General features: G+C 63.0%; 19 protein-coding genes and 1 pseudogene. 9 read left to right on the forward strand and 11 right to left on the reverse strand.

What is annotated here, in order from left to right; translation table 11 throughout:
• Window positions 1-2 precede the first annotated feature (2 nt).
• Entirely contained in the window at window positions 3-1,847 is a 1,845-nt protein-coding gene (locus AC1RZR_RS02440; protein WP_481827531.1) for an ABC transporter ATP-binding protein, read from the forward strand.
• 70 nt (window positions 1,848-1,917) lie between these two features.
• Here AC1RZR_RS02440 and AC1RZR_RS02445 read toward each other — a convergent pair whose 3' ends face one another.
• On the reverse strand, window positions 1,918-2,190 hold the full coding sequence (locus AC1RZR_RS02445) for an exopolysaccharide production repressor protein (protein ID WP_477272302.1): 273 nt from the start codon (window positions 2,188-2,190) through the stop codon (window positions 1,918-1,920).
• Window positions 2,191-2,792: 602 nt separating this feature from the next.
• Between AC1RZR_RS02445 and AC1RZR_RS02450 the strand changes: the two genes are divergently transcribed.
• Both AC1RZR_RS02450 and AC1RZR_RS02455 read left to right on the forward strand, forming a co-directional pair.
• Complete coding sequence (locus AC1RZR_RS02450; RefSeq protein WP_481828996.1) at window positions 2,793-3,470, forward strand: sugar transferase; 678 nt, start codon at window positions 2,793-2,795, stop codon at window positions 3,468-3,470.
• 83 nt (window positions 3,471-3,553) lie between these two features.
• Entirely contained in the window at window positions 3,554-4,819 is a 1,266-nt protein-coding gene (locus AC1RZR_RS02455) for a polysaccharide biosynthesis/export family protein (protein ID WP_477272300.1), read from the forward strand.
• 293 nt (window positions 4,820-5,112) lie between these two features.
• Here AC1RZR_RS02455 and AC1RZR_RS02460 read toward each other — a convergent pair whose 3' ends face one another.
• The 8 genes and pseudogenes from AC1RZR_RS02460 to AC1RZR_RS02495 form a co-directional block, all read right to left on the reverse strand.
• Window positions 5,113-6,426 (reverse strand): O-antigen ligase family protein, encoded by a 1,314-nt coding sequence (locus tag AC1RZR_RS02460; protein WP_481827532.1) that lies wholly within the window; start codon window positions 6,424-6,426, stop codon window positions 5,113-5,115.
• 176 nt (window positions 6,427-6,602) lie between these two features.
• Window positions 6,603-6,983, reverse strand: a complete 381-nt coding sequence (locus AC1RZR_RS02465; RefSeq protein ID WP_481827533.1) for an ABC transporter permease subunit — start codon at window positions 6,981-6,983, stop codon at window positions 6,603-6,605.
• A gap of 82 nt (window positions 6,984-7,065) precedes the next feature.
• Entirely contained in the window at window positions 7,066-7,893 is an 828-nt protein-coding gene (locus tag AC1RZR_RS02470) for an SDR family NAD(P)-dependent oxidoreductase (protein ID WP_481827534.1), read from the reverse strand.
• 57 nt (window positions 7,894-7,950) lie between these two features.
• On the reverse strand, window positions 7,951-8,034 hold the full coding sequence (locus AC1RZR_RS02475; RefSeq protein ID WP_292440811.1) for an SDR family oxidoreductase: 84 nt from the start codon (window positions 8,032-8,034) through the stop codon (window positions 7,951-7,953).
• An 89-nt stretch (window positions 8,035-8,123) separates the two neighbouring features.
• A pseudogene (locus AC1RZR_RS02480) lies at window positions 8,124-8,792 on the reverse strand (SDR family NAD(P)-dependent oxidoreductase); the annotation flags it as partial.
• Window positions 8,725-9,219 carry an acetone carboxylase subunit gamma gene (locus AC1RZR_RS02485; protein WP_481827535.1) on the reverse strand — a complete coding sequence of 165 codons (495 nt, stop codon included), beginning with the start codon at window positions 9,217-9,219 and terminating at the stop codon, window positions 8,725-8,727. The gene AC1RZR_RS02485 and the pseudogene AC1RZR_RS02480, both read right to left, overlap by 68 nt.
• A complete protein-coding gene (locus tag AC1RZR_RS02490; RefSeq protein ID WP_481827536.1) occupies window positions 9,216-11,420 on the reverse strand; it encodes a hydantoinase B/oxoprolinase family protein in 2,205 nt (734 codons plus the stop codon). Before AC1RZR_RS02490 ends, AC1RZR_RS02485 begins: the two co-directional genes overlap by 4 nt.
• Before the next feature lie 13 nt (window positions 11,421-11,433).
• Entirely contained in the window at window positions 11,434-13,563 is a 2,130-nt protein-coding gene (locus tag AC1RZR_RS02495; protein WP_481828997.1) for a hydantoinase/oxoprolinase family protein, read from the reverse strand.
• Window positions 13,564-13,723: 160 nt separating this feature from the next.
• Between AC1RZR_RS02495 and AC1RZR_RS02500 the strand changes: the two genes are divergently transcribed.
• The 4 genes from AC1RZR_RS02500 to AC1RZR_RS02515 all read left to right on the forward strand — a co-directional run bounded on the left by AC1RZR_RS02500 (window position 13,724) and on the right by AC1RZR_RS02515 (window position 18,932).
• Window positions 13,724-14,503: a helix-turn-helix transcriptional regulator gene (locus tag AC1RZR_RS02500; RefSeq protein ID WP_477272286.1), complete on the forward strand. Its 780-nt coding sequence runs from the start codon at window positions 13,724-13,726 to the stop codon at window positions 14,501-14,503.
• A 227-nt stretch (window positions 14,504-14,730) separates the two neighbouring features.
• Complete coding sequence (locus AC1RZR_RS02505; RefSeq protein ID WP_481827537.1) at window positions 14,731-16,062, forward strand: glucoamylase family protein; 1,332 nt, start codon at window positions 14,731-14,733, stop codon at window positions 16,060-16,062.
• Window positions 16,052-17,587, forward strand: coding sequence for a mercuric reductase (locus tag AC1RZR_RS02510; protein ID WP_477272282.1), 1,536 nt, complete (start codon window positions 16,052-16,054; stop codon window positions 17,585-17,587). Before AC1RZR_RS02505 ends, AC1RZR_RS02510 begins: the two co-directional genes overlap by 11 nt.
• Before the next feature lie 124 nt (window positions 17,588-17,711).
• Complete coding sequence (locus AC1RZR_RS02515; RefSeq protein ID WP_481827538.1) at window positions 17,712-18,932, forward strand: glycosyltransferase family 4 protein; 1,221 nt, start codon at window positions 17,712-17,714, stop codon at window positions 18,930-18,932.
• A gap of 28 nt (window positions 18,933-18,960) precedes the next feature.
• Here the strand turns inward: AC1RZR_RS02515 and AC1RZR_RS02520 are convergent, their stop codons facing one another.
• Both AC1RZR_RS02520 and AC1RZR_RS02525 read right to left on the reverse strand, forming a co-directional pair.
• Window positions 18,961-19,536: a DUF1349 domain-containing protein gene (locus AC1RZR_RS02520; RefSeq protein WP_481827539.1), complete on the reverse strand. Its 576-nt coding sequence runs from the start codon at window positions 19,534-19,536 to the stop codon at window positions 18,961-18,963.
• 83 nt (window positions 19,537-19,619) lie between these two features.
• On the reverse strand, window positions 19,620-21,059 hold the full coding sequence (locus AC1RZR_RS02525; RefSeq protein ID WP_481827540.1) for an aldehyde dehydrogenase family protein: 1,440 nt from the start codon (window positions 21,057-21,059) through the stop codon (window positions 19,620-19,622).
• A gap of 273 nt (window positions 21,060-21,332) precedes the next feature.
• Between AC1RZR_RS02525 and AC1RZR_RS02530 the strand changes: the two genes are divergently transcribed.
• Both AC1RZR_RS02530 and AC1RZR_RS02535 read left to right on the forward strand, forming a co-directional pair.
• On the forward strand, window positions 21,333-21,992 hold the full coding sequence (locus tag AC1RZR_RS02530) for a TetR/AcrR family transcriptional regulator (protein WP_481827541.1): 660 nt from the start codon (window positions 21,333-21,335) through the stop codon (window positions 21,990-21,992).
• Between the two features lie 96 nt (window positions 21,993-22,088).
• Window positions 22,089-23,342 carry a sarcosine oxidase subunit beta gene (locus AC1RZR_RS02535; protein ID WP_481827542.1) on the forward strand — a complete coding sequence of 418 codons (1,254 nt, stop codon included), beginning with the start codon at window positions 22,089-22,091 and terminating at the stop codon, window positions 23,340-23,342.
• Window positions 23,343-23,347 lie beyond the last annotated feature (5 nt).

The raw sequence follows: 23,347 nt of genomic DNA on the forward strand, positions 1-23,347 counted from the left end.
TCATGTCGAAGTCCTCGCTCCTTCGCCTGTCGCTGATACGAGACGTTGCCGCGTTCGGCGCCGTCATTGCCCAGATCGGCGGGAGGCGAACTTGGACGGCGCTGCTCTTCCTGATCCTGGGCAGCCTGACTGAAGGCATCTCCATCTTGCTGCTTGTGCCGCTGCTGCATCTGGTCGGACGCGCCGACCAGGACTTTGCGGTCGAGCTGCCCAACAATGAAGTCGTGCGCTGGCTGGTGCCGGACGGAACGTTGCAGTTGACGACGGTGCTTTGTGTGCTGGTCGGGCTTGTTGCCGTGCAGGCGGCGTTCAACCGTTTCAAGTCGGTCTACATGGCCAGACTGCTGTTCGATTTCATCAACCGCGTGCGGATGAACCTGTTCGAGAGCATCGGCAAGGCACGGTGGGGCGTCTTCACGCGCATGCGCAGTTCCGACCTCGACCATGCCCTGACCGGCGATATCGACCGTGTCCAGGGCGCTGCTTTCTCGCTGTTGATGCTGGTGCAGATCGCCGTGCTTCTGGCCGGCTATCTGCTGGTTTCGATGTTCATCTCGCCTGTGATGACGCTGTTCGCCGTCGTCATCGGCATCCTGATGTTCGTGGCGCTGCGGCCCTTCCGGGCGCGGGCTACGGCATTTGGCCGGGTTCTGACGGCCAATCGGCAGGATCAGTACCGGACGGTTTCGGAATTCCTCGGCGGCATCAAGGTGGCCAAGAGCCTGAACGTCGAGGCGACCTATTTCGCGCAGCTGCAAGCGACGCTCGAAAAGATGAAGGCCGACAACGTCGACTATGTGCGCAACAGCACGATCGGCACGGCGGTGTTCCAGGTGGCGAGCGTCGTTGGCTTGAGCCTGTTCATCTATGTCGCGCTGGTCCGCTTCAACTTGTCGCTGGCCGAGATCGTCGTCCTGCTGCTGGTTTTCATGCGCATCGCGCCGCGCTTCATGGACATGCAGACGCAGGCGCAGCAGGTGCTGATCAACCTGCCCGCCTATGCCGCGATGCGCAGCCTGCAGGCGCGTTTCGACGCCGAACGCGAGCCCGGCGATGCCGGAGCCGGCGAAGGCAGCAAGCTGTCGCTGGCCACCGGGCTGAACGTAAGGGGCGCCTGCTTCGGCTATGGCGACGACCCTGCCAAGATGGTGGTCAAGGACATCACGTTCGGCCTTCCGGCCGGCAAGGTCACCGCCCTGATCGGTCCCTCCGGATCGGGCAAGAGCACGATCGCCGACATGCTGCTTGGCCTGCTCGAGCCGACCGCCGGCAAGATGCTCGTCGATGGCGTCGAGATCGATTCTGGCAATCGCCGCCGCTGGCGCGATCAGGTGGCTTATGTGCCGCAGGACGTGTTCCTGCTGCATGACACGATCGCGGCGAACCTGCGCCTTGCCGCGCCGCAGGCCAGCGATGAGGAGCTGTGGGCCGCGCTGCACTCGGCGCACGCCGGCGAATTCGTCGAACGGCTCGACCTCCGGCTCGAAACGGTGGTCGGCGACCGTGGCGTGCGGCTCTCGGGCGGCGAACGTCAGCGCATCGCCTTGGCTCGCGCGCTGCTGCGCAAGCCGTCCCTGCTCATCCTGGACGAGGCCACCAGCGCGCTCGACTGGCAGAACCAGTCGCTGATCGCCAGGTCGATCGATGGATTGCGCGGCACGATGACGATCCTGACCATTGCGCACCGGCCGTCGATGATCGCTTTCGCCGACTGGGTGGTGGCGATGGAAAACGGTCGCATCGTCGAAGTCGGGCAATATCAGCGGCTGAAGGAAAAAGCCGGCAGCCGACTGTCGAGGATGCTGTCGGGCGAGCAATCCGAAAGGGAAGCTGCCGACGTAGCCTGAGGGTCCGTCAGTGAGGTTGGGATCTGTCGAGATTTGTCTCAGGCCCGCACCGCCTGAATATCGACACAGCCTAGTGCAGGCTACGCCTGGCGCCGAGCTTCTCGCCTTCGGTCACTTCGGGCGCATTCAGCTTTCTTTCGGCTTCGCGACTCCTCTCGGCCGGCGTCGGCGCGCTCCTGGCGATCATGGCATAGACGAGCACGAAGTAGCCCGCCTGAATGACAACGGCGCAAATGATGACGCGCACCAGCGTCGTGCCGATCGACGCACCGCCCAGCCAGGACCAGGCGACGACGATTGCAAGAGCGAATATCATCCCGAGGATGAATTTTGGAAGTGCCATACCCAACAGCCCATAAACCGGCTCGGGTATATTTAACGTTTGCCCCACCCGAGCGCCGTCCCTTGTCATGTGGGCTTGTTAAGGTCGCCCACTCTCGGCCGGTTGCTTCCGGCCTTTTCTACCTGTCGCCACTCTGACAGATATAATTTGCAATTCTATTAAAGCGAGCAGTAGGCGGCAAGGGCAACGCCAGATATTTTTGATTGAGCCTTCGCGATCGACTCAGCCATGCTGCAATGCACGCGACGGGATATAAGCCGGTCTCCGGCCATCATCTTTTTCGAGTAAACCAGGCAATATTAAGTAGTATTTTATATGATTTGCCCCAAGCATCATGGTGTGCTGAAGCACTAATGCCCACCACATCTCGGCAGATAGGTAGGCCTGCCCAAAAATCGCCCCAAAAAGGTCCTTATTTTTTCGACTGTGCCCGTTTATTGTCACAAATATGCTAAATATCCCGAAATTTGTGCATGTCTAGCTTATTATTTGGTCAATTCATGACGCGACTATTTCAACGGGTTGGTAAATTGTGTGTTGCGCTGCAACATTTTTTTGGTATCTTGCGGCGAACCATTCGTTCAACGCATGGAGTTTACGGCATGAGGGACGTTGCCAAGTCGGCCACCGCGGGCTTTTCGCAGGCTGACATTGATTTTCCGCCGCCGATCGGCGGCCTGCTTAAACGCAGCTTCGATATCACCGGTTCACTGATGGGCTTGATCGCTCTCAGCCCGCTGTTTGTCATGATCGCTCTGCTCGTCAAATTTTCTGACGGCGGATCGATTTTTTACGGCCACAGGCGTATCGGGCGCGGCGGACGGATTTTTCCTTGTCTGAAGTTCCGCACCATGGTTCCCGATGGCGACAAGGTGCTGGCCGCCTATCTCGCCACCAACCCGGACGCCAACGCGGAATGGGTAGCGACCCGCAAGCTGAAGAACGATCCGCGCGTCACTCGCGTCGGAGCAGTCCTGAGGAAACTCAGCCTCGATGAGCTGCCGCAGATCATCAACATCCTGCAGGGCGACATGAGCCTTGTCGGACCTCGGCCGGTGGTGCGCGACGAACTTGAGATCTATGGCACCTCCGCAGTGTATTACCTGAAATCCCGCCCGGGCCTGACCGGCCTGTGGCAAGTCAGCGGCCGCAACGATGTGTCCTATGACAGCCGCGTCGCCTTCGATCGCCACTATGTCGAGAACTGGTCGCTGTTCGAGGACGTTCGCATCATCATCAAGACCGTTCCGGCGGTCTGGATGTCGCGCGGCTCTTACTGACCGGCTGCGATGTCAGACAAGCGGCGGCAAGCTCATCGGGCGATGGGGCTAAAGCGGATCGGAACGTTCAGTTGAAAACAGATATGTTCGAAGCCTTTCGCAGCGGCCCGTTTCCCGGCCGCCTGCGGCGGGCGCGTTTGCTGGCTACATGCGTTGCCGTGTCGCTGGTCATCCCTCACATCGCCGCCGCCGGCGAGTACCGCCTCGGATCGCAGGACAAGCTCACCATCCGCGTTGCCGAATGGCAGACCGTCGAAGGCACATTCCGTGACTGGTCGGCGGTGAATGGCGAGTACACGGTCGGCCCGTCCGGCACTCTGTCCGTGCCGTTCGCCGGCGAGTTGCCGGCATCCGGCAAGACCACAGGCGAAATCGCCGCGGCGATCGGCGCGGCACTGCAGCGCAAGCTCGCTCTGTCGGACAAGCCGGAAGCCTCGGTCGAAATGGCGCAGTTCCGGCCATTCTACATCTCGGGCGAGGTGCAGAACCCCGGCCAATTTCCCTATGTGCCCGACCTGACCGTGCTGAAGGCGATCAGCGTCGCCGGCGGCATCAGGCGAAACGCCGACTACGGTCCGCAACTCGGCAAGGACCTGGTTACCGCCAAGGGCAACTTCGATATCTCTGACGACCAGCGCATTCGGCTGATCGTCAGGCGCGCCCGCATCGACGCCGATATGGCCGGCAAGGCGAGCTTCGACGTGCCGAAGGAGGTCGAGGGCGATCCGCGGTTGCAGGCCATCGTCGCCGACGAGATGACGATCCTGACCTCCGACCAGAAGGCGCTGAAGCTCAAGCTCGAGGCGCTCGACGATCTGAAAGGGGTTTTGCAGTCCGAGATCGAATCGCTGCAGAAGAAGATCGTCAACCAGCAGCAGCAGGTCGACCTGGCACAGCAGCAGCTCACCAGCATCGGCCCGCTGGCTCAGAAAGGCCTGATCGCCAACGCCCGACTGCTGGATTCGCGGCAGTCCGTCGCCGACCTGCAGGGCAAGATCCTGGACTACGAAACGGCCATCCTCACCGCCAAGCAGGCAATCAGCAAGGCCGCGCAGGACGCCATCGATGCCCAGAACACCTTGAGTTCAAGCCTCGCCGCCGACCGCCAGCAGACCGAAGCCGACCTGAACGAGGCCGCGCTGAAGGTGAATATGCAGAAAGGCCTGATGGCCCAGGCCAGCGATCCCGCGACGAGAGTCGCCAGCGACACCGACCAGCAATCGAGCCTGCTCTACGCCCTGGTGCGGGTCGTCGACGGCAAGACCAGCGAAATCGCGGCGAAGGAAGATACCCCGGTGCTGCCCGGCGACGTGATCAAGGTCAAGCTGGCGCCGATGGCCAGCCAGTAAGCCCGCGATCGCCAGCACGATCCAGCGTTTCGGCCCAGAGCCCCGTACCGATCGAATCGGTGCTGGGCTCTATCTATTTGTCTGAGCAGGATCTCCAGCGAAGACCACCTTTCGGGATCATGCTCCATGGCGCCGAAGGATGGATTTCTCGCCTGAGCCCCAGGCCGCCTGGCCGAAGATCCGCCCTTAAGCGCGTTGCGTTGAAGCCTTTGACTTTTATGCATATCGCCCAAAACCGCAGCGCAGTTTTGGGCGACATGCACGAGTCCGGCTTCAGCCGGCGAAACGATCGCTCACGACTGGTCAGCCACCGCTGGACCGACGGCATGCCTCGGCCAGCCAGCCTCTCTCTTCGTCGCCTCCGCCTGCTCGAAGGCGGGGCTCCATCGCGTGCGGGTAACAGGCAGCCGCGCCAGCTTGAAGAAGCTGAAATACATCAGGAAAGAGCCCATGATGTACGGGTTAAGAATCTCGACCTCGACGAAGGAGCGGATCAGCAGCAACAGCATCACACCGATGAGGATCACCGAATCCGCTTGCCATGCCCCGAAGATCACTGCCGCGACGTGGCCGTAGAGCGTGCGCAGCATGAGCAGCGAGACCAGCGTCGCCCCGACGAAGCCGAGTTCGACGAGCGCTTCGATATAGGTGTTGTGGAAGTGGAAGCCGGTGCGGGTGGTGATGTAGAATTCGTTCCACAGCCGCTCGGCTTCGGCGAAGCCCTGCACCCAATAGGCGGCATAGCCGACGCCGAGAATCGGTGCTTTCTGCACCGCGTTCCAGCCCTGCTCCCACAGATAGGTCCGCCCGGTGAGCGTTGAATCCTTGCCGAAGAGGCCAAGTACGAAGTCCATCAACCCGAGGTTCAAGGCGACGAAGGCAACCACGACCAGTAGGCCGGCGCCGACCAAGAAGATCACCCGGCGATAGCGCCGCGACAGCAGCTTGCTCATGGCAAGAAGCGCCACCAGCGCCAGAACCGCCGGTATCGAGGCCATTGAGGTGGCGGAGTGCGAAACGACCAGCAGATAGGCCGACAACAGAACGATAGGCACAGCCAAGACGAGGCTCAGCCAGCCGCGCCGGTAGAAAGCAATGAATACAACGCAGAAATAGATGCCGAGCGAGGCGACGAAGCCGATCTGGTTCTTGGAGGCGAACGCGCCGACGAAGTTGTAGGTGCCGTCGAGAACGTCCTCGGAATAGTTTCCGACCCGCAGCGAATAAAGCAGGACGACAAATATCCCGACCAGGGCGCCTATGGTCAATGTGCGCACGCTGACGGTGCGAGCAGCGACGTAGGCGCAGGCAATATGGGAAAAATACTGGATTGACGTCCTTGCGGTGACGCCGGGCGCCTGCGACCAGAAGACCGAGAAGCAGACATAGGCGGCAAACAGCAGCGGAAGCCAGGCACTGGACAGCTGCCGCAGGAACCGCCGGTAGTCGACCAGGATGAGCGGAAGCCAGACCGCGTAATAGGCCAGGATCAGCACCTGGCCAAAAATGACCGAGTAGGAAAACGCCCAGATCGAGACGGCCACGGCAAAGCTGCCATAGACCGAGTTCTTCTCGGGATCGACCAGCAAGGACTTTGGAATCTTCATCTCAGAGTCCCGCCAGCGCGACCCAGGGCCGGCGGGCCTTGGCCATCCGGCATTTCCGCGAACAAGGGCGTGCAATAAACGGCGTCTCCATTGTGCAGTGCAATATAACCTATTGTGCCCTGCGCTCAATGGCAAATCCGGTCACCTTGTCTTACAGCCTGCGGGAAACGCGGAGATCAGGTCGTCGCTCGTCCGGCCACCGCTGCCTGGATCAGGCGATCCGCAAGGATCGCCAGAAAGGCGATCGACAGGCCGGCGATCAGGCCCATGCCGGCATCGGCCTTGCCCAGCGCGACATAGACCGCTTGTCCGAGATCGCGCGTGCCGACCAGGGCGGCGATGGCGAGCATGGACAGCGCCGCCATGATGGTCTGGTTAAGCCCCAGCATGACCACGGGCAGCGCAAGCGGCAGCTTTGCCTGGAACAGCGTCTGCGCCGGGGTAGCGCCCATCTGTTCGACCGCCTCGACGACATCGCCCCGGACATGCCGCAGGCCATGCTCGACATAGCGGATCGGCGGCACGATGGCGCCTTTCAAGACTTTGGTCCATTTCATATCAATTCCCCTGTCGGTTGGACTTTTCCCTTACCTTGTGCCGGCCTCCTCCCATGAAGACCGCAACCATCCCGCAAGAACGCTACCACAGTGCTCCGCCGGTGATTTGTATGTTTTCCATGGTGATGCCCTTGGCCAGATCCGAGCACAGGAACACGGCCAGAGCGGCGATCTCCTGCGGCTGCAGCATACGCTGCTGCGGGTTGCCGCTGGCGATTTCGGCTATCGCTTCCTCTGCCGTGCGCCCCTTGCCTTCGCGCTCGACGACCTGCGCCACGTTGCGGCGCATCAGTTCGGTCTCGACCCAGGTCGGGCTGATCATGACGCAGGTGACGCCATGCGCCGCGCCTTCCAGCGCCACGCAGCGAGTCAGACCGAGAAGTCCGGCCTTGGAAGCGCAGTAGGCTGGATTGTCCTTCCAGCCGACGGAGGCGGCGGTCGAGCCGATGTTGACGATGCGGCCCCAGCCGCGCTCGATCATGCCCGGCAGCACGGCGCGGGTGGCGCGGAAGGCGCCGGTGAGATTGGTGTCGACGATCTTGTCCCAAAGCGCGTCGGAATGGCCGCAGACCGGCTGTTCGGCGGTGGTGCCGGCGGCGTTGACCAGAATATCGGCGAGGCCGATAACCGCTTCGGCATCCGCTACGAAACGGGTGGTGACATCGCTGTCGCGGACGTCGAGATGGGCGGCGTGGACCCTTGTACCATGGGCGGCAAGAGCCGAACGCACGCGCTCGATTTCGTCGGCGCCGGGATAGTAGGCTGCATCGGATTTGTCAGTGCCGGCGGGCGCGATGTAGGAGCCGACAGCGACATTGGCGCCGGCTTCGGCCAGTGCCGTGGCGATGGCGAAGCCCATGCCGGAAAACCCGCCGGTGATGATCGCGCTGCGGCCGGAAAGGTTTGTCATCGGGCATTGTCTCCAGACAGTTCGGTGCGGGCGAACAGGCCCGGGACGATTTGAGATTCACACGGCAAGATAGCCGCCATCGACGACCATTTCGGAGCCGGTGACGAATTTGGATTCATCCGAAGCGAGGTAGAGGACCATATAGGCGATGTCGTTGGGCTCGCCAGGAAGCCTATGGGATGACGGGCGAGCGCTTTGGCCTTTTCCTGGTCGAGCGTGCCGAGATCGCGCAGATAGTTCTCGGTCTGCGGCGTCCAGATATAACCGGGGTGGATGGAGTTGCAGCGGATGCCATAGCGCTGCTCGGCGCAATGCACGGCGACCGCCTTGGTCAGCGTGCGCACGCCGCCCTTGGAGGCGCAGTAGGCGGCGAGATCGGCCTCGCCGATGATGCCGTCGATGGAGGACAGGTTGATGATCGAGCCGCCACCCGATTGCTTCATCAGGGCGACGCCTTGCTGGCAGCCGAAGAAGACGCCGTCGAGATTGACGGCCATGGTGCGCCGCCATTCCTGCAGCGAGGTGTCCTCGATGTTTTTGGCTATCGCGATGCCGGCATTGTTGACCAGCACATCGAGCCGTCCGAACCTTTTCGCCACCGTTGCCGTCACTGGCGGCCAGTCGTCGGGGTTGGAGACGTCATGGCGAAGCGAGAGGCTTTCGCCGCCTTCCTGCTCGATCTGCTCGGCGGTCTGTCGAACACCCGCCTCGTCGATGTCGGTGACGACGAGCTTCGCCCCCTCGGCCGCAAGCAGCAACGCAGCGGCCCGCCCGAGGCCCATGCCGGCCCCGGTGACGAGCGCTACCTTGCCTGCGACCCGGTTCACAACATCAGGTTCCCTGGAGCGGTTTTCCCAGCCATTCGCGATAAAAACCTTCGAGGTCGGGTTCGAAGTCATGCACGATCGGGTAGCCGGGCGCCGCCGCTTCCACTTCGTGCAGCGTGCCGCACTCCGGGCAGATGAACTCGCGGATTTCCATCCATTCGGGGTCGGGAAGATCGCTGTTCGGATAGATCTCGCGCAGCGCTTCCTCGGTATTGCGCACGTTGATCGCGGCGTTCAGCTTCCAGTTCTTGCGGTAGCCGCCAAAGGAATGACCGCATTCGCAACGGGTTATCCGCTCGTCGCCGCTCTGGCAGATGAACAGGTGATCGGAAACCGGCAGCAGGATCGGATCCTTCCAGGCGACGCGATCCTGGTAGACGGCGACCATCTTGAAAAAGCGGTCATCATCCTTGTAGGCGCTCATGATGCGCCGGGTCTGCGGCCAGGGCAGCTGGCCGCTAGCCAGATCGCGAATGACTTCCTTGCTGTACGAGGTCATGGCTTTGCTCCCGGCGTGAAGATCGCCCTCGCGTCGACGTTCCAGAAATCACTGAAATCCTTGGTGAAGCGCGACGACAGCTTGATCGCGCTGGCATACATTTTCTTCACCTCGGGGGCGAAGTCGGCCTTTTCGACACGACCACGCTCGGCGGCGATCCAGTCCGCCACGGGGATTGCCTTCGCCAGGCGTTGCTTGCGCATGGCGGCGCGGCGTTCGACCGTAGCGTCGATATCGGCCGTGGGATAACCGTCGGCATCATCCTTCAGCACAATGCCGAAAACCTGGTCGGCCGCTTCGCGGGTCAGGAACCCGTTCTCGACATCCCATGCCGTCTTGATCGGATCGCGCTCCAGCACATCGCCATAGCCGCCGCCGCCATTGTAGGAATGGCTGAAGATATCGCCTGATTTGTGCGGCGAGGTGATGTAGGGGCCCTCGACCACGACATGGTCACCGCCGATGTTCTTCTCATAGTCCGAGACATGCGGGTCGATGCCGGGCGCATGCGCCAGCGGCTCGCCCCTCGCCGCCAGTTCGTGGATGTTGGAATTGCGCACCGCGCGGTGCTTCTGGCAGGTCGGCGCCGGATAGCCGCCGCACATGCCGCCATTGTCGAACACACGCGAGGAGTGCTCCGAAGTGTGGAGCCGCAGATGCGAGGTCTTGTTGATCAGCCAGGTCGAGACGAAGGAACAGCCGCCGCGATATTTGCCGGCGCCGCCGGAGTTGGGGACGATCGAGCGGCCGATATAGACCATCGGCATCGACTGTTCCCATACCTCGATGTTGCCCATGTCGGATTCCGGGTTCCAGCCGACATAGGCGGTGTCGAGACCATCCTTGATGGCGAGCGCGCCGGAACCGGCGGCGGCGCATTCGAAATGCGCCATGCCGAACGGTGTACCGTACTGGCTTTCGCCACCCATCTCGATCATCGGGCTGTTGACCTGGCCGACGAAGGCTTCCTCGACGAAGCCGCGCGCCACGAAGCTGCGCGACAGCAGCCGCTGGAACACGCCATAGGCCGGCAACAGCAAGGCCCATGATGTGGCGGTCGCCACCATCTCGTTGTCCGGATTGGTCCAGGTGCCGTGCGGCAGTTTCAGCTCGGTCGCCATCCAGGCGCCGTCATTGACAAGGCCCTCGAAATTCATGTGCTGGGTCAAGGTGACGAACATGCCGCCGTCCATGCCGGCCGGCGTGCAATTCATCGAATGGTAGCCCCAGGGCTGGGTGCCCTCGAAGTCCATGGTGATCTTGCCGTCCGTGGTGATCTCCATTTCGATCGGGATGTTGTAGAGCCAGTCCGGGTCGCCGAGCAGCTGGAAACCGGGCTTGCCTGCGGTGACGTGCCCGTAGAAGGTGTGGCCGCGATAGATGCCGGGCACGGTGAGCTGACGGGTACGGGCGAGCTGGGCGCGGCGGCCTTCCTCGATGAACTCCTTCGACACCTTCATCCAGTAGTCGAGGCCGATCTCGGAGATCAGCTGCTTGACGCTTACGCGCATGTCGATGCAGGAGGCGACCTTGGCCTTCTCGTCCAGCACCCAGTAGATCGGCATGCGCAAATTGCGCTCGCAGCGAATGACGTAGTCGCGGCGGATCTCGTCATTCTCGCCGATCTTCTCGGCGCAGACGAACAAGCCTTCGGTGAAGCGCTCCTGCGCCAGACACACGTCGCCGCCCGGTGTGATGCCGCCGGCTTCAAGCTCGTGGCAGACGGCACCGGCCCAGCCGACCAGCGTGCCTTCATGGAAGATCGGCACCACGTCCATCACGTCGGGCACCTGCACGGTACCGATGAAGGCGTCGTTGTTGGCGAAGATGTCGCCTTCGCGGATGCGCGGGTTTTCCTCGTAGTTGTTCTTGATCATCCATTTGATGAAGCGGCTCATTGTGTGGACATGCACCATGATGCCGTTGGACAGCGCGATGGCGTCGCCCTCGGGGGTGTAGATGGCGACCACCATTTCGCCGACCTCGCGCACGCCGGGCGACGCCGAGATGCGGCGGGCCATTTCGCGGGCCGAGACGCAATAGGCGCGCAGCTTGGTGTGCAGCGTCTCGAATTTCAACGGATCCTGGTTGCGCAGCGTGAGTTCCGTGATGCCGTCATAGCAGCCGGTCTCTTCCATCAGCCGCTCGGAATCGAGCAGTCTTTCGCGAAGGCGCAGGGCCGAGGCAGGTTTGTCCAACATGGCGATCGCCCTCTCAAGTGTGGGTGTAGTGCAGCAGCGTCCATTCATCGACGAAGACACGGTCTTGCGGATGGACGACGAGCGTGGTGGCGGGATGTTCGATGATGGCCGGGCCGATCACTTCATGGCCGGGCTGCAGGAGATCCATTTCGTAGAGATTGGCTTTGTGCCAGCGGCCACCGATATAGGCCTCGCGCACACCCTTGTGGGCGGATGCCGGATTGGAAGCACCGAGCGGCCGCTTGAGCAGCACCGGCTTGACCTTGTCGGCGGTGGCGATCAGGCCGAGTTCTGTGATGGTGAAGCCGGCCTCGCCATAGCGCGAAACGCGGTGGTTGACCTTGGCGTAGACCGCCTCGAACTCGTCGAGCACCTTGCGCATGTCGTCGGCCGAATTGACCTCGGCAAGCGGCGCCATCACCTCGACGTCCTCGAGCTGACCGGTGTAGCGCATCATCAGGAACGGCACGGTCTTGATCTTCTCGCTGGCGTGGCCGTCGGCGATCATCTCGTCGACCGCCGCCTTGGTCAGATCGTTCCAGACCGTCGTGACCTTGGCGCCGAAGGCGGCCAGCGTCGCCTCGTCGGCGCGCGAGGGGATATCGTGCTGTGTCGACACCGAATGCCGGCGCATGAAATCGGCCGTGGTGCAGCCGAAGGCGGAGAAGGCGGCGGCGAACTGGAAGGTGATGATGTCCTTGAAGCCGATGCCTCTGGAGCAGCCGGCCAGATGCAACGGACCCGAACCGCCATAGGACAGCAGCGTGAATTCCGAGGGGTGGATGCCCTGGCCCGAGATGACGCGGCGCAGCGCATTGTTGGCGTCGGATTCCAGCATGTCGATCATGCCTTCGGCGGCTTCCTCCAGTCCGACGCCCAATATGTCGGAGCATTTCTCCTGGAACGCGCGGCGGGCTTTTTCGACTTGCAGCACGACCTTGCCGCCAAGGAAGTAATGCGGGTTGAGGCGACCGAGGATGGCGTCGCAGTCGGCGATGGTGGGCTCAGTGCCACCGCGATCGAAACAGATCGGGCCGGGGTCAGAGCCGGCGCTTTCCGGCCCGAGGCTGACTTTTTTCGTCAGCGGGTCGACCTTGAGGATCATGCCGGCGCCGGCGCCGATGGTGTCGAGATGCAGCGTCGGCACGTTGAGCTTGAAGCGGTCCATCAGCGGCTCGTTCTCGATCCGCGTCTGGCCGCGCGTGATGACGCCCATGTCGAAGGAGGTGCCGCCCATGTCGGAACAGATGAGCGAGTCATTGCCGATCAGCTTGCCGACATAGGCAGCACCCAGGATGCCGCCGATCGGACCGGAGATCATCGTTTCGTGCAGGCGCGGATGGTTGATCGAGGTCAGGCCGCCAAAGGAGAGCAGCGTCTGCACGCCATATTTGAAGCCGTATTTTCTCGAGACGTCTTCGATCCCCTTGAGCTGCTTGCGGCCGCGCGACGTGGCGTAGGCCTCGATCAGCACCGAGTTCAGCCGCGACTGCTCGCGGATGACGGGACGGACCTCATGGCTGGTGTAGACGATGATGTCGGCGCCGGCATTCTCGACTTCCGCGCGGCAGATCTCGGCGATGCGCTTCTCATGCACCGGATTGACGTGCGAGAAGATGGTCATGATGCAGATCGCCTCGACCTTGTCGGCGATCAGTTTTTTGGCGGCGGCGGAAACCTCATGCTCGTAGAGCGGCAGCACGATGTCGCCGAACTGGTCGATGCGCTCGGTGACGCCATGGGTACGGCGGCGCGGCACCAGCGGATCGGGGTGATGATGGGTGACCGCATGCAGCCGGTCGGCATAGGAATAGTCAGCCCAGGCCTGCAGGCCGCGGCCCATCAGGATCATGTCCTCGAGGCCCTTGGTGGTGATCAGGCCGAGCCGGCGCCCGGTGCGCGACAGCAGCGTGTTGAGCATGCCGGTGCCGGAATAGAGCACGACGTTGACACCGGAAAACAGCTGCTCCAGCGAGATGCCCCAGGCGTCCGCAGCATCCTCGGCCGAAGCCAGAAAGCCCTCGGCCTCGTTCTTCGGTGTCGTCGCCGACTTGCCTATCTTGAAGTGACCGTCCTGATCGACAAGGATCGTGTCGGTCATGGTGCCGCCGGCGTCGATACCGATGACGATTGGATTGCCGATGGCTGGCGGATTGCCAACGGTGGGGCCTGTGAGGTTGGGTTGGGTCACGGTCGCCTCGGGATCTGGTCTAGGTTGACGCTAGGCTAGATTCGATGGGCGGCCTCGCGCCATATGCCTAAAGACACAATGACGGTTGGGTTGAGATCGCCGAGAAAAGGGCATGCGCATGGGCAATATCTGGGCGCCGCTCGCTAAGGCGATCGCCGCCACCGGCACGGACAGGCATGTCGACTGCCTGATCGACCTGATCGGCGCGGACATCGAGCACGATCTCGTCACCGTGACGCGCTATTCAGCCACGAAGACGCCGGAATTCGTCAAGCACCGGCGCTTCTCAGACGAGATGGTGCAGCGTTATCTCGCCAGCTATTACGTGTTCGACCCGTTCTATGCCTCGTGGCGGCGCGAGCGCAGGCTCGGCATCATGCCGCTGAAACGGCTTGCCGACGACGAGGCCAAGCGCGGCCAGTATATAGCCGGCTTCCTCGCACAGTCGGAAATCTGCGACGAGGTCGGCATCATGCTGGCGGATGGCGGCGACTGGTGCCTCGGCATCTTCCTCGACCGCTCGACCACCGCATTCAAGGACAGCGAGATCGCACTTCTGGACGAGCGGCTGCCGGTGTTCGAGGCGTTGCACGCGCTCGATATCAAGGCGCGCGGAACCGATTTCTCACGCACGTCGGCGCCGACCGGCCCCGGCGCCTCGCCCCGGCAGGAGCCGACCATCCCGGCGAGCCTGTGGCCGGAGCTGTCGCTGCGCGAGCGCGAACTTGTCCAGCTGGTCCTCGCCGGTCACCCGACCGCGAACATCGCCGAGCGCCTCGTCATCACCGTCGGCACCGTCAAGAACCATCGCCGGCGCATCTATGAGAAGCTCGACATCACCACAGAGCGGGAACTGTTTTTGCAGTTCTTCCAGCATCAGGCCGACCGATAAGGGCATCCTGCGTCGGGCGGTTGTAACTACAATTCTGCGTGACGGGTAACGAACGAGGCCGGACACGCGTATAGTTGCCAACGCTCGAATCGGGGATGATCCAGGAAGAGACTGCGGGAAAGCCATGACACGGAGTGACTGTTCGGCATGCGCGACAAGCCGCCGGCATCGTGCCGCCGCCCGGCAATCGACGGAAGCTGCGGCCATCAGGCTGGAGTTTGCATCGTTTGCCTAAAGCAGAGCCTGCCGCACTGTCCGACGATGAACTTCTGGACCGCTACCAGCGTGCGGCCTTCGACTATTTCCTTGAGAACGTGAACCCGGAAAACGGGCTGGTCGCCGACACGTCGCGGCCGAATTCGCCGGCCAGCATCGCCGTCGTCGGTTTCGCCCTGTCCTGCTACCCGATCGGGGTCGAGCGCGGCTGGATGACGCGCGAAGCAGCTGTGAAGCTGACGCTCGCCGCTCTGCGTTTCTTCCGGACCAGCGCGCAAGGCAATGGCGACGACGTCACCGGTCACAAAGGCTTCTACTACCATTTTCTCGACATGCGAACCGGCCTGCGCGTCTGGCGCTGCGAACTGTCGATGGTGGACACGGCATTGCTGATTGCCGGCATGCTGGTGGCGGGCGCCTATTTCTCCGGGGACGATGACGAGGAAGCCGAAATCCGCCAGTTGGCCGAGGCGCTCTACCGGCGTGTCGACTGGCGATGGGCGCAAGGCACCAGTCCAACCTTGCGGCAGGGCTGGAAGCCGAAGAGCGGCTTTCTCCACTATGGCTGGGAGGGCTACAACGAAGCCACGATCCTCTACGTGCTGTCGATGGCCTCGCCCGACAGCCCGACCTCGGAAGACAGCTACGACGGTTGGACGGCGACCTACCAGTGGGAAAACATCTACGGCTACGACGTGCTCTATGGCGGACCGCTGTTCATGCACCAGTTCTCGCATGCCTGGATCGATTTCGCCGGCATCCGCGACGCTTTCATGCGCGAGAAGAATTCGGACTATTTCGAAAACAGCCGGCGCTCGACCTACCTTCACCGCGATTATGCGCGGCACAACCCCTATGGCTATTACGGCTACGACGAGAATTTGTGGGGACTTTCGGCAGGCGACGGGCCGGGCGGCTTTCGCACCAGCGTGGAGCGGCAGCGCCGCCGATTTTCAGGCTATGCCGCGCGTGGCGCGCCTTTCGGGCCGGATGACGGGACGATCGCCCCATGGTCCTATCCGGCGTCGTTGCCTTTCGCGCCGGATATCTGCCTGGCGGCGTTGCGCCATCTCGGTGATCGCTACCCCGAAGTGATCGACAATTTCCGGCTGCCGAGCGGCTTCAATCCGACACTGGCCAACCGGCGAAAATTCGGCCGGCACGGCTGGGTGTCCGAAGGCCACTACGGTCTGGACCAGGGCATCGTGGTGATGATGATCGAGAACCATCGCTCGCGCCTGATCTGGGAGCTGATGCGGTCCAACCAGCACATCCGTCGCGGCCTGGGCAAAGCGGGTTTCAACGGCGGCTGGCTGTCGGGGGATGGCGCCTATGTGGGGTGACCGAACCGGGGCCAGCGCCTTCCCTGTCGACCGCAATGATGTCAATCTGATCAAGCACGCCCACCCACCGCACTGGAAGAACCCCGAGCCGGACGGTCCCTACAACCTCGTCGTCATCGGCGCCGGGCCGGCCGGGCTGACCGCCGCTCGCGAAGCGGCCGGCCTCGGCGCAAAGGTCGCGCTCATCGAGCGCAACCTGATCGGCGGCGCCTGCGTCAATGTCGGCTGCATCCCGTCGAAGTCGATCATCCGCACGGCCAGGCTCTATGCCGATATGCGCGACGCAGAAAGTTTTGGCGGCGATACGCCGGACCCTCTTCACGTCGACTTTCAGCGGGCCATGACGCGGATGCGTCAGATCCGGCAGCGGATCAGCCGCGCCGATTCGGCCGCGACCATCGCGTCGGAAGGGATCGACCTCTATTTCGGCGAAGCGCGATTTGCCGGACCGGACGCGGTCATGGTGGCGGACAAGACGCTGTGTTTCAGGAAGGCGCTGATCGCAACGGGCGCCCGTCCAGGCCTGCCGGCGATTCCGGGGCTGGCCGAAGCCGGCTATCTCAGCAACGAGACGATGTTCAACCTCACAGCCTGCCCGCCAAGGCTGCTGGTCATCGGCGGCGGACCGCTCGGTTGCGAGGCCGCGCAGGCCTTCTGCCTGCTGGGTGCGAAAGTCATCCTGGCGCAGCGGGACCCGATGTTCCTGCCTGGCGAGGAGCGCGACGCCGCCCAGGTCCTTTCGGACGCGCTGGCGCGCGAGGGGATCGAGGTTCGGCTCAACACCGAAGTGGTGGCGGTGCGGACGGCAGGCGGCAAGAAGCTCGCCGACCTGGTGCGGGACGACGACACGACGACGATTTCCGTCGACGAGATCGTCACCGGCATCGGCCGCTCACCCAATGTCGACGGTCTCGACCTGGAAAGCGCCGGGGTGGCATACGATCCCGACGGCATCAAGGTCGACGATTATCTGCGGACCACAAATCCGCGCGTCTACGCGGCGGGCGATGTCTGCCTCGACTACAAATTCACCCATACCGCGGAGGCATCGGCCCGCATCGTCGTGCAGAACGCTCTGTTTCTCGGTCGCAAGAGGCTGAGCGAGCTGGTGGTTCCGTGGTGCACCTATACCGATCCGGAAATCGCCCATGTCGGCTTCTATCCTGCACAAGCGCGCCAGAACGGCATCCCGGTCAAGACCTATACGGTGCTGATGCACGATGTCGCCCGCGCGGTCATGGACGGCGAAGAAGAGGGTTTTGTCAAAATCCACGTCAAGGAAGGGTCGGATCGCATCCTGGGTGCCACCGTGGTTGCCAGCCATGCCGGCGAGATGATCAACGCGGTGTCGCTCGCCATCAAATCCGGTATGGGATTGCACGCGCTGGCCGATGTCATCCATCCCTTCCCAACGCAGGCACAAGGCATAAAGATGGCCGGCGACGCCTACCGGCGAACCCGGTTCACCTCATTTTGGAGGCAGCTGTCGGCGCGTTGGCTGGCGTGGTCCAGGCGGTGGCCCTAGCGTCCTACCGCATGCTGGCCGGCCATGATTAGACTGTCGCACCGGAAGGGGATCCAGTGCTTGACGAAAGCGCCGTTCGGCTAAACAAGTCGAAGCTGTCTTTGTGATTGCGGAACCGCCTCGAATGCCGTCTGGAATAGAGCCGCAAAGCGCCGGACGGCGCGTGCTGGTCGTGTCGCACGATCCTGCCTTTCCACCGGCCTCCGGCGGAGATCTGCGGAACCACCGCAATGCTCTAGCCGCAGCGGCATTCGGTCCCGTCTGCCTGGTGTCGGTGCGTTCGCAGGCCTTGGTGCCGGACGCGCCCGATCCGCCGATCCGCATCGAGGCCCTGGCGGTCGAGGGAGAGGCCCGCTCCGCGTCGATCGGCTGGTGGCGCTTAAGGGCAGAGCATCGCATTTCGCGCTCCGCTTTGGCGCGGCTGGAGACGCTCGTTCGAGACTTCCACCCGGACACCATTGTGGTCGAGGGCATCGGCCTGTTCAAGCTGCTGCGGCCTTTGCGACCGCTGACCAAACAGCTCATCCTCGACATGCACAATGTCGAGTCCGACCTGGCGGGGCAAGTGCATCGCGCCGATAGAGCGCGGTCCGCCGCGGCCAGGCTCGCCACGGCCCTTGCCATCAGGCGCCTCGAAAGAAAGGCGCTTTCCCTTGTCGACAGGGTCTGGGTCTGCTCGAACGAGGATCGCGAAAGGCTGATGACCCTTTTTCCGTACAATATGCCGATCGATGTCGTTCCGAACGGAATTCCCCACGCCGGCGATATCCCCGAAACGCTGCCCGACGAACCTGCGGCCGACACGAACTTTCCGGTCATCCTGCTGGTCGGCCATCTCGACTATCCGCCGAATGTCGATGCCGCCAAGCGGTTAGCCGGCAGCATATTGCCCCGCATCCGGCAGACTTTGCCGGCGGCGAGACTGGTTATTGCAGGGCGCCGCCCGAAGCCTGCCGTGCGGGCGCTGGCGCGATTGCCCGCTGTGGAGCTCGTCGAAAACCCCGAAACCATGGCGCCTCTCCTGTCCAGGGCGCATCTCACCATCATTCCGCTCGCGGCAGGCGGCGGCACGCGCATCAAGATCCTGGAGGCGATGGCCTGGGGCGTACCGGTGATTGCCACGCCGTTGGCGGCCGAGGGGCTGGGCCTGGTCGATAACGAAGAGTTGCTGCTGTCGGATACCGATGGAGGGCTTGCCGACATGGCCGTCAGCCTTTGCCTGGACACGGACCGCAGAGCACGGCAGCGTATCAGCGCGCATCAAGCTGTTTGGGCTAGGTTCGGCCCGCAAGCCATCAGCAATGCTGTTCGCGATGGGTTGGGGCTGGAGGAGGCCGGCTCATGACCAATGCTTCAGCGCAGAAGCGCAGGCTTCAGTCGTGCAGCTCCCGTGATATCGGCGGACCAACGGTGAAACCGGAGAATGTGACCTCGAAACCTTCGCGTTGCGGCGAACAGCACATCATGCCGACATCGACCGCCTTCGAGATCGGGAAATAGGCGAGCCGCACGGGCTTCCAGTGGCCATCGGAAGCATCGAGATACTGGATGCGGATCGTCTCGGCATGACGGGTCAACCGGATCCGCACACCGAGCGGACTGGCCGGAATGGTGGCCAGCGACCAGTCCGAGGCATTGTTGGTGACGACGACAGAAAAATACATCACGCCGTCGGTGTATTCGATGCCGGCCTTGATCCAGTGCGTTTCGCTCAGCCGGACCATCAATCCGGCCTGGTCGTAAAGCACCTCGTAGCGCCCTTCGACCGTGACTTCGGCGGTGAAATCGCCCTCGACCTTGCGGTACAGGAAGTGGCCGTTGTCGCGCCAGAAATCGTAGAAGGTCTCGCGCCAGAAATCGGTCTCCTTGCCGGTGCGCACGCGAATCGCATCACCATCGACGGCATGGTGCGGCGGCGGGTTGAGCCAGGTCAGGTCTTGCAATGTCATCGCCTTGCCCCGGTCCGGTGTTCTCAAATGTACGTGGCGGCTCGCCGGCCCGATCGGCCGGCGTCCGATCACCCTGCGCCCGATCAGCCTGCGAACGTATACGCGGTCTTCACCGTGGTATAGAATTCCGCGGCATAGCGACCCTGTTCGCGCGGTCCGTAGCTGGACCCCTTGCGGCCGCCGAAGGGAACATGGAAGTCGACACCCGCCGTCGGCAGATTGACCATCACCATGCCGGCCTCCGAATTGCGCTTGAAATGCGTGGCGTGCTTGAGGCTCGACGTGCAGATGCCCGAGGTCAGCCCGAAGGGCGTGTCGTTGGCGACAGTGAGCGCCTCATCGTAGTCCTTGACGCGAATGACGCTGGCGACAGGTCCGAAGATCTCCTCGCGCGAACTGCGCATGGTGTTGGTGGCCTGGGTCAGCAGCGCCGGCTGCAGGTAGAAGCCCGGCGTCTTGCGGTCGAGCCTCTCGCCGCCGAAGGCAAGCTCGGCGCCTTCCGCGCGGCCGATGGCGATGTAGTCTTCGTCCTGCTTCAACTGGGTCGCGTCGACGACCGGACCGATCTGGGTTTGTGCGTCGAGCGCGTCGCCTATGACCAGTTTGCTCATGCGATCCTTGAGGGCATCGACGAAACGGTCATGGATGCCGTCGGTCACGATGAGCCTCGACGAGGCCGTGCAGCGCTGGCCGGTCGAAAAGAAGGCGCCATTGAGCGCGCAATCGACGGCGATCGCCAGGTCGGCATCGTCCAGCACGACCAGCGGGTTCTTGCCGCCCATTTCGAGCTGGAACTTGCGCATGTGCTCGATGCTTGCGGCGGCGACACGCTTGCCTGTGCCGACCGAGCCGGTGAAGGTGATGGCGTTGACGTCGGGACTGTCGAGCATGGCCTGGCCAACGACCGAGCCCTTGCCCATGACGAGATTGAGCACGCCTTTCGGCAGGCCGGCGCGATGCAGGATATCGACGATGGACCAGGCGCTCTCGGGAACCAGCTCCGCCGGCTTGAAGACGATGGTGTTGCCATGGGCCAGCGCCGGAGCGATCTTCCAGGCCGGAATGGCGATCGGGAAATTCCACGGCGTGATGATGCCGACCACGCCGACCGCCTCGCGCGTGATCTCGACGCCGACGCCAGGCCGCACGCTTGGCACGACCTCGCCGGACAGGCGCAATGTTTCGCCAGCAAAGAAATCGAAGATCTGGGCGGCGCGAATAGTCTCGCCGATCCCTTCGGCCAGCGTCTTGCCTTCCTCACGCGCCAGGTTTCGGCCGATCTCGTCCTTGCGCGCCAGGATCTCGTCCGAGGCTTTCTTCAACACCGCGTGACGCGCCAGCGGACCGGAACGGGACCATGCCGGAAACGCCGCCTTGGCTGCGGCGATCGCCTGCCCCGCCTGGGCGGCTCCGGCCGAGGCATAGTCGCCGACGACATCTCCGGTATTCGAGGGGTTGATGTTGCGGGAGCCGGCGTCGCCAACCCATTCGCCATCGATGAGGTTCTGTCGAAACGGGGTCATGTTCTGTCTTCCTGCTGATTGGCCGCGCGGCGGCATCTGTCTGAATTGGTATTTGCCAGACAATTGCCTTGCGGGAAAGCACGCAAGTGGGCTAGCGCCGCGACAAAAATCCCTGGGCTGGCGTCACGCCGATGACGCGGCGGGCGGCAGCGCCAAACCGAACCCCAATCCGGCTGACATCCGTGAGGGTATCGCCGGGCCTGATCGAATCGCTCTGTACATATATGTCCACAGCCTTGATTTGCCTGATGCAGCGTGTCATGCGTCGTGCCGATGGAAGCCACCGATACGACGATCCAGCGCGCCGGCGCCACCGGCAACATCAAGGCCACTCGCGAAGACTGGCTGAAGCTTGCACTTGAAACGTTGATCTCTGATGGCGTCGAACGCGTCCGCGTGCTGACGCTTGGCCAGAAGCTCGACGTGTCACGCTCCAGCTTCTACTGGTATTTCAAGAGCCGGCAGGACCTGCTCGACCAGTTGCTGGACTACTGGCGGCAGACCAACACCAGGTTTATCGTCGAACGCGCCCGGCGGCCCTCCGCGACCGTGATCCGCGGGGTGATGAGCATTTTCGAATGCTGGGTCGACGAGAGGTTGTTCGATCCGCAACTCGACTTCGCGATCAGGGCCTGGGCGCGCCGCTCGCCTGCCATCCGGCGCGCGCTCGACGCGGCTGACGAGGAGCGCGTCAGTGCCATTCGCGACATGTTCATGCGTCATGGCTATGACGAGGAAGACGCGTTCGTGCGGGCCCGCGTGCTTTATTTCATGCAGATCGGCTATTACTCGCTCGAGCTGAACGAGCCGATGAGCAGCCGTTTGCCTCACGTCGCCGCCTATCTGCGCAGCTTCACCGGCCAGGAGCCTCAGGCAGGGGATGTCGAGGAGTTCTCGCGCTATGTCGAGGAGACGATTTCGCGCAAACGCTAGCCCCATCCGCTGCGTGCAGCATCGACAGGTGTACTAGACATATATGTACAATACCACTACGCTTTACCCTCCGAGATCAGCCTTGCCCGGCACGCCATGACCACAACTTATTCCGCTTTGTCGCTCTTCAAGGAGGGGCTGGCCGGCCAGACCGGCTGGCAGCCGGCCTGGCGCTCGCCCGAGCCGAAGCCGTCCTATGACGCGATCGTCATCGGCGGCGGCGGCCATGGGCTGGCGACGGCCTATTACCTGGCCAAGAACCACAACATCGCCCGGGTGGCAGTGCTGGAAAAGGGCTGGATCGGCGGCGGCAACACCGGCCGCAACACCACCGTGGTGCGCTCCAACTACTATTATCCGGAAAGCGTCGAGCTCTACGGGCTGGCGCACCGGCTCTATGAGGGGTTGTCCAAGGACCTGAACTACAACGTCATGCTGTCGCAGCGCGGCATGGTCAATCTTTGTCACAGCATCGCCGAAATGGAGGTCGGTGCGCGAACCGTCAACGCCATGCAGATCAACGGCATCGATGCCGAGCTGTTTTCCCCCGAAGATGTGCGCCGCGTGGCGCCGATCTATAATTTCTCAGCCGACGCCCGCTTCCCGGTGTTCGGCGGCATCTGGCAAGGCCGGGCCGGGACGGCGCGTCACGACGCGGTCGCCTGGGGTTATGCGCGGGCCGCGAGCCGGCTCGGCGTCGACATCATCCAGAACTGCGAGATCACCGACTTTATCATCGAGGGTGGCCGCTGCCGCGGCGTCCAGACCTCGCGCGGCGCGATCCGTGCCGAGCGCGTCGGCATGGCGGTGGCCGGGCATTCCTCGGTGCTGGCGGCCAAGGCCGGCTTCCGGCTGCCGATCAATTCCTACGCGCTGCAGGCCTGCGTTTCCGAGCCGGTCAAGCCAATCCTCGACACGGTGGTGCTGTCGCCAGGCACCGGCGTCTATGTCAGCCAGTCGGACAAGGGCGAGATCGTCATCGGCGGCGGGCTCGACCGCATCCCCTCCTACGCGCAGCGCGGCAATCTGCCGACGCTGGAGACGGTGATTGCCGGCCTGCTGGAGATGTTCCCGATCTTCGGCCAGCTCAAGCTGATGCGGCAATGGGCCGGCATCGTCGATGTCGTGCCGGACTCCTCGCCGATCATCGGCGAATCGCCGTTGCCCGGCCTGTTCCTCAATTGCGGCTGGGGCACGGGCGGCTTCAAGTCCATTCCCGCCGGCGGCACGCTGCTGGCGCAATTGCTGGCCACCGGCAAGCACAATGACATCAGCCGTCCTTTCGACCTGGATCGCTTCGCCAGCGGGCGGCTGATCGACGAAGCGGCCGGGTCCGGCATCGCGCATTGAGAGGA

It is taken from the genome of Mesorhizobium bavaricum (assembly GCF_056781655.1).

Bases quoted from the DNA above. Each gene is read 5' to 3' on its own strand.
- AC1RZR_RS02440 (WP_481827531.1), top strand. From the start codon at position 3: ATGTCGAAGTCCTCGCTCCTTCGCCTGTCGCTGATACGAGACGTTGCC.
- AC1RZR_RS02445 (WP_477272302.1), bottom strand. From the start codon at position 2,190: ATGGCACTTCCAAAATTCATCCTCGGGATGATATTCGCTCTTGCAATC.
- AC1RZR_RS02450 (WP_481828996.1), top strand. From the start codon at position 2,793: ATGAGGGACGTTGCCAAGTCGGCCACCGCGGGCTTTTCGCAGGCTGAC.
- AC1RZR_RS02455 (WP_477272300.1), top strand. From the start codon at position 3,554: ATGTTCGAAGCCTTTCGCAGCGGCCCGTTTCCCGGCCGCCTGCGGCGG.
- AC1RZR_RS02460 (WP_481827532.1), bottom strand. From the start codon at position 6,426: ATGAAGATTCCAAAGTCCTTGCTGGTCGATCCCGAGAAGAACTCGGTC.
- AC1RZR_RS02465 (WP_481827533.1), bottom strand. From the start codon at position 6,983: ATGAAATGGACCAAAGTCTTGAAAGGCGCCATCGTGCCGCCGATCCGC.
- AC1RZR_RS02470 (WP_481827534.1), bottom strand. From the start codon at position 7,893: ATGACAAACCTTTCCGGCCGCAGCGCGATCATCACCGGCGGGTTTTCC.
- AC1RZR_RS02475 (WP_292440811.1), bottom strand. From the start codon at position 8,034: ATGGTCCTCTACCTCGCTTCGGATGAATCCAAATTCGTCACCGGCTCC.
- AC1RZR_RS02485 (WP_481827535.1), bottom strand. From the start codon at position 9,219: ATGACCTCGTACAGCAAGGAAGTCATTCGCGATCTGGCTAGCGGCCAG.
- AC1RZR_RS02490 (WP_481827536.1), bottom strand. From the start codon at position 11,420: ATGTTGGACAAACCTGCCTCGGCCCTGCGCCTTCGCGAAAGACTGCTC.
- AC1RZR_RS02500 (WP_477272286.1), top strand. From the start codon at position 13,724: ATGCGCATGGGCAATATCTGGGCGCCGCTCGCTAAGGCGATCGCCGCC.
- AC1RZR_RS02510 (WP_477272282.1), top strand. From the start codon at position 16,052: ATGTGGGGTGACCGAACCGGGGCCAGCGCCTTCCCTGTCGACCGCAAT.
- AC1RZR_RS02515 (WP_481827538.1), top strand. From the start codon at position 17,712: ATGCCGTCTGGAATAGAGCCGCAAAGCGCCGGACGGCGCGTGCTGGTC.
- AC1RZR_RS02520 (WP_481827539.1), bottom strand. From the start codon at position 19,536: ATGACATTGCAAGACCTGACCTGGCTCAACCCGCCGCCGCACCATGCC.
- AC1RZR_RS02525 (WP_481827540.1), bottom strand. From the start codon at position 21,059: ATGACCCCGTTTCGACAGAACCTCATCGATGGCGAATGGGTTGGCGAC.
- AC1RZR_RS02530 (WP_481827541.1), top strand. From the start codon at position 21,333: ATGGAAGCCACCGATACGACGATCCAGCGCGCCGGCGCCACCGGCAAC.
- AC1RZR_RS02535 (WP_481827542.1), top strand. From the start codon at position 22,089: ATGACCACAACTTATTCCGCTTTGTCGCTCTTCAAGGAGGGGCTGGCC.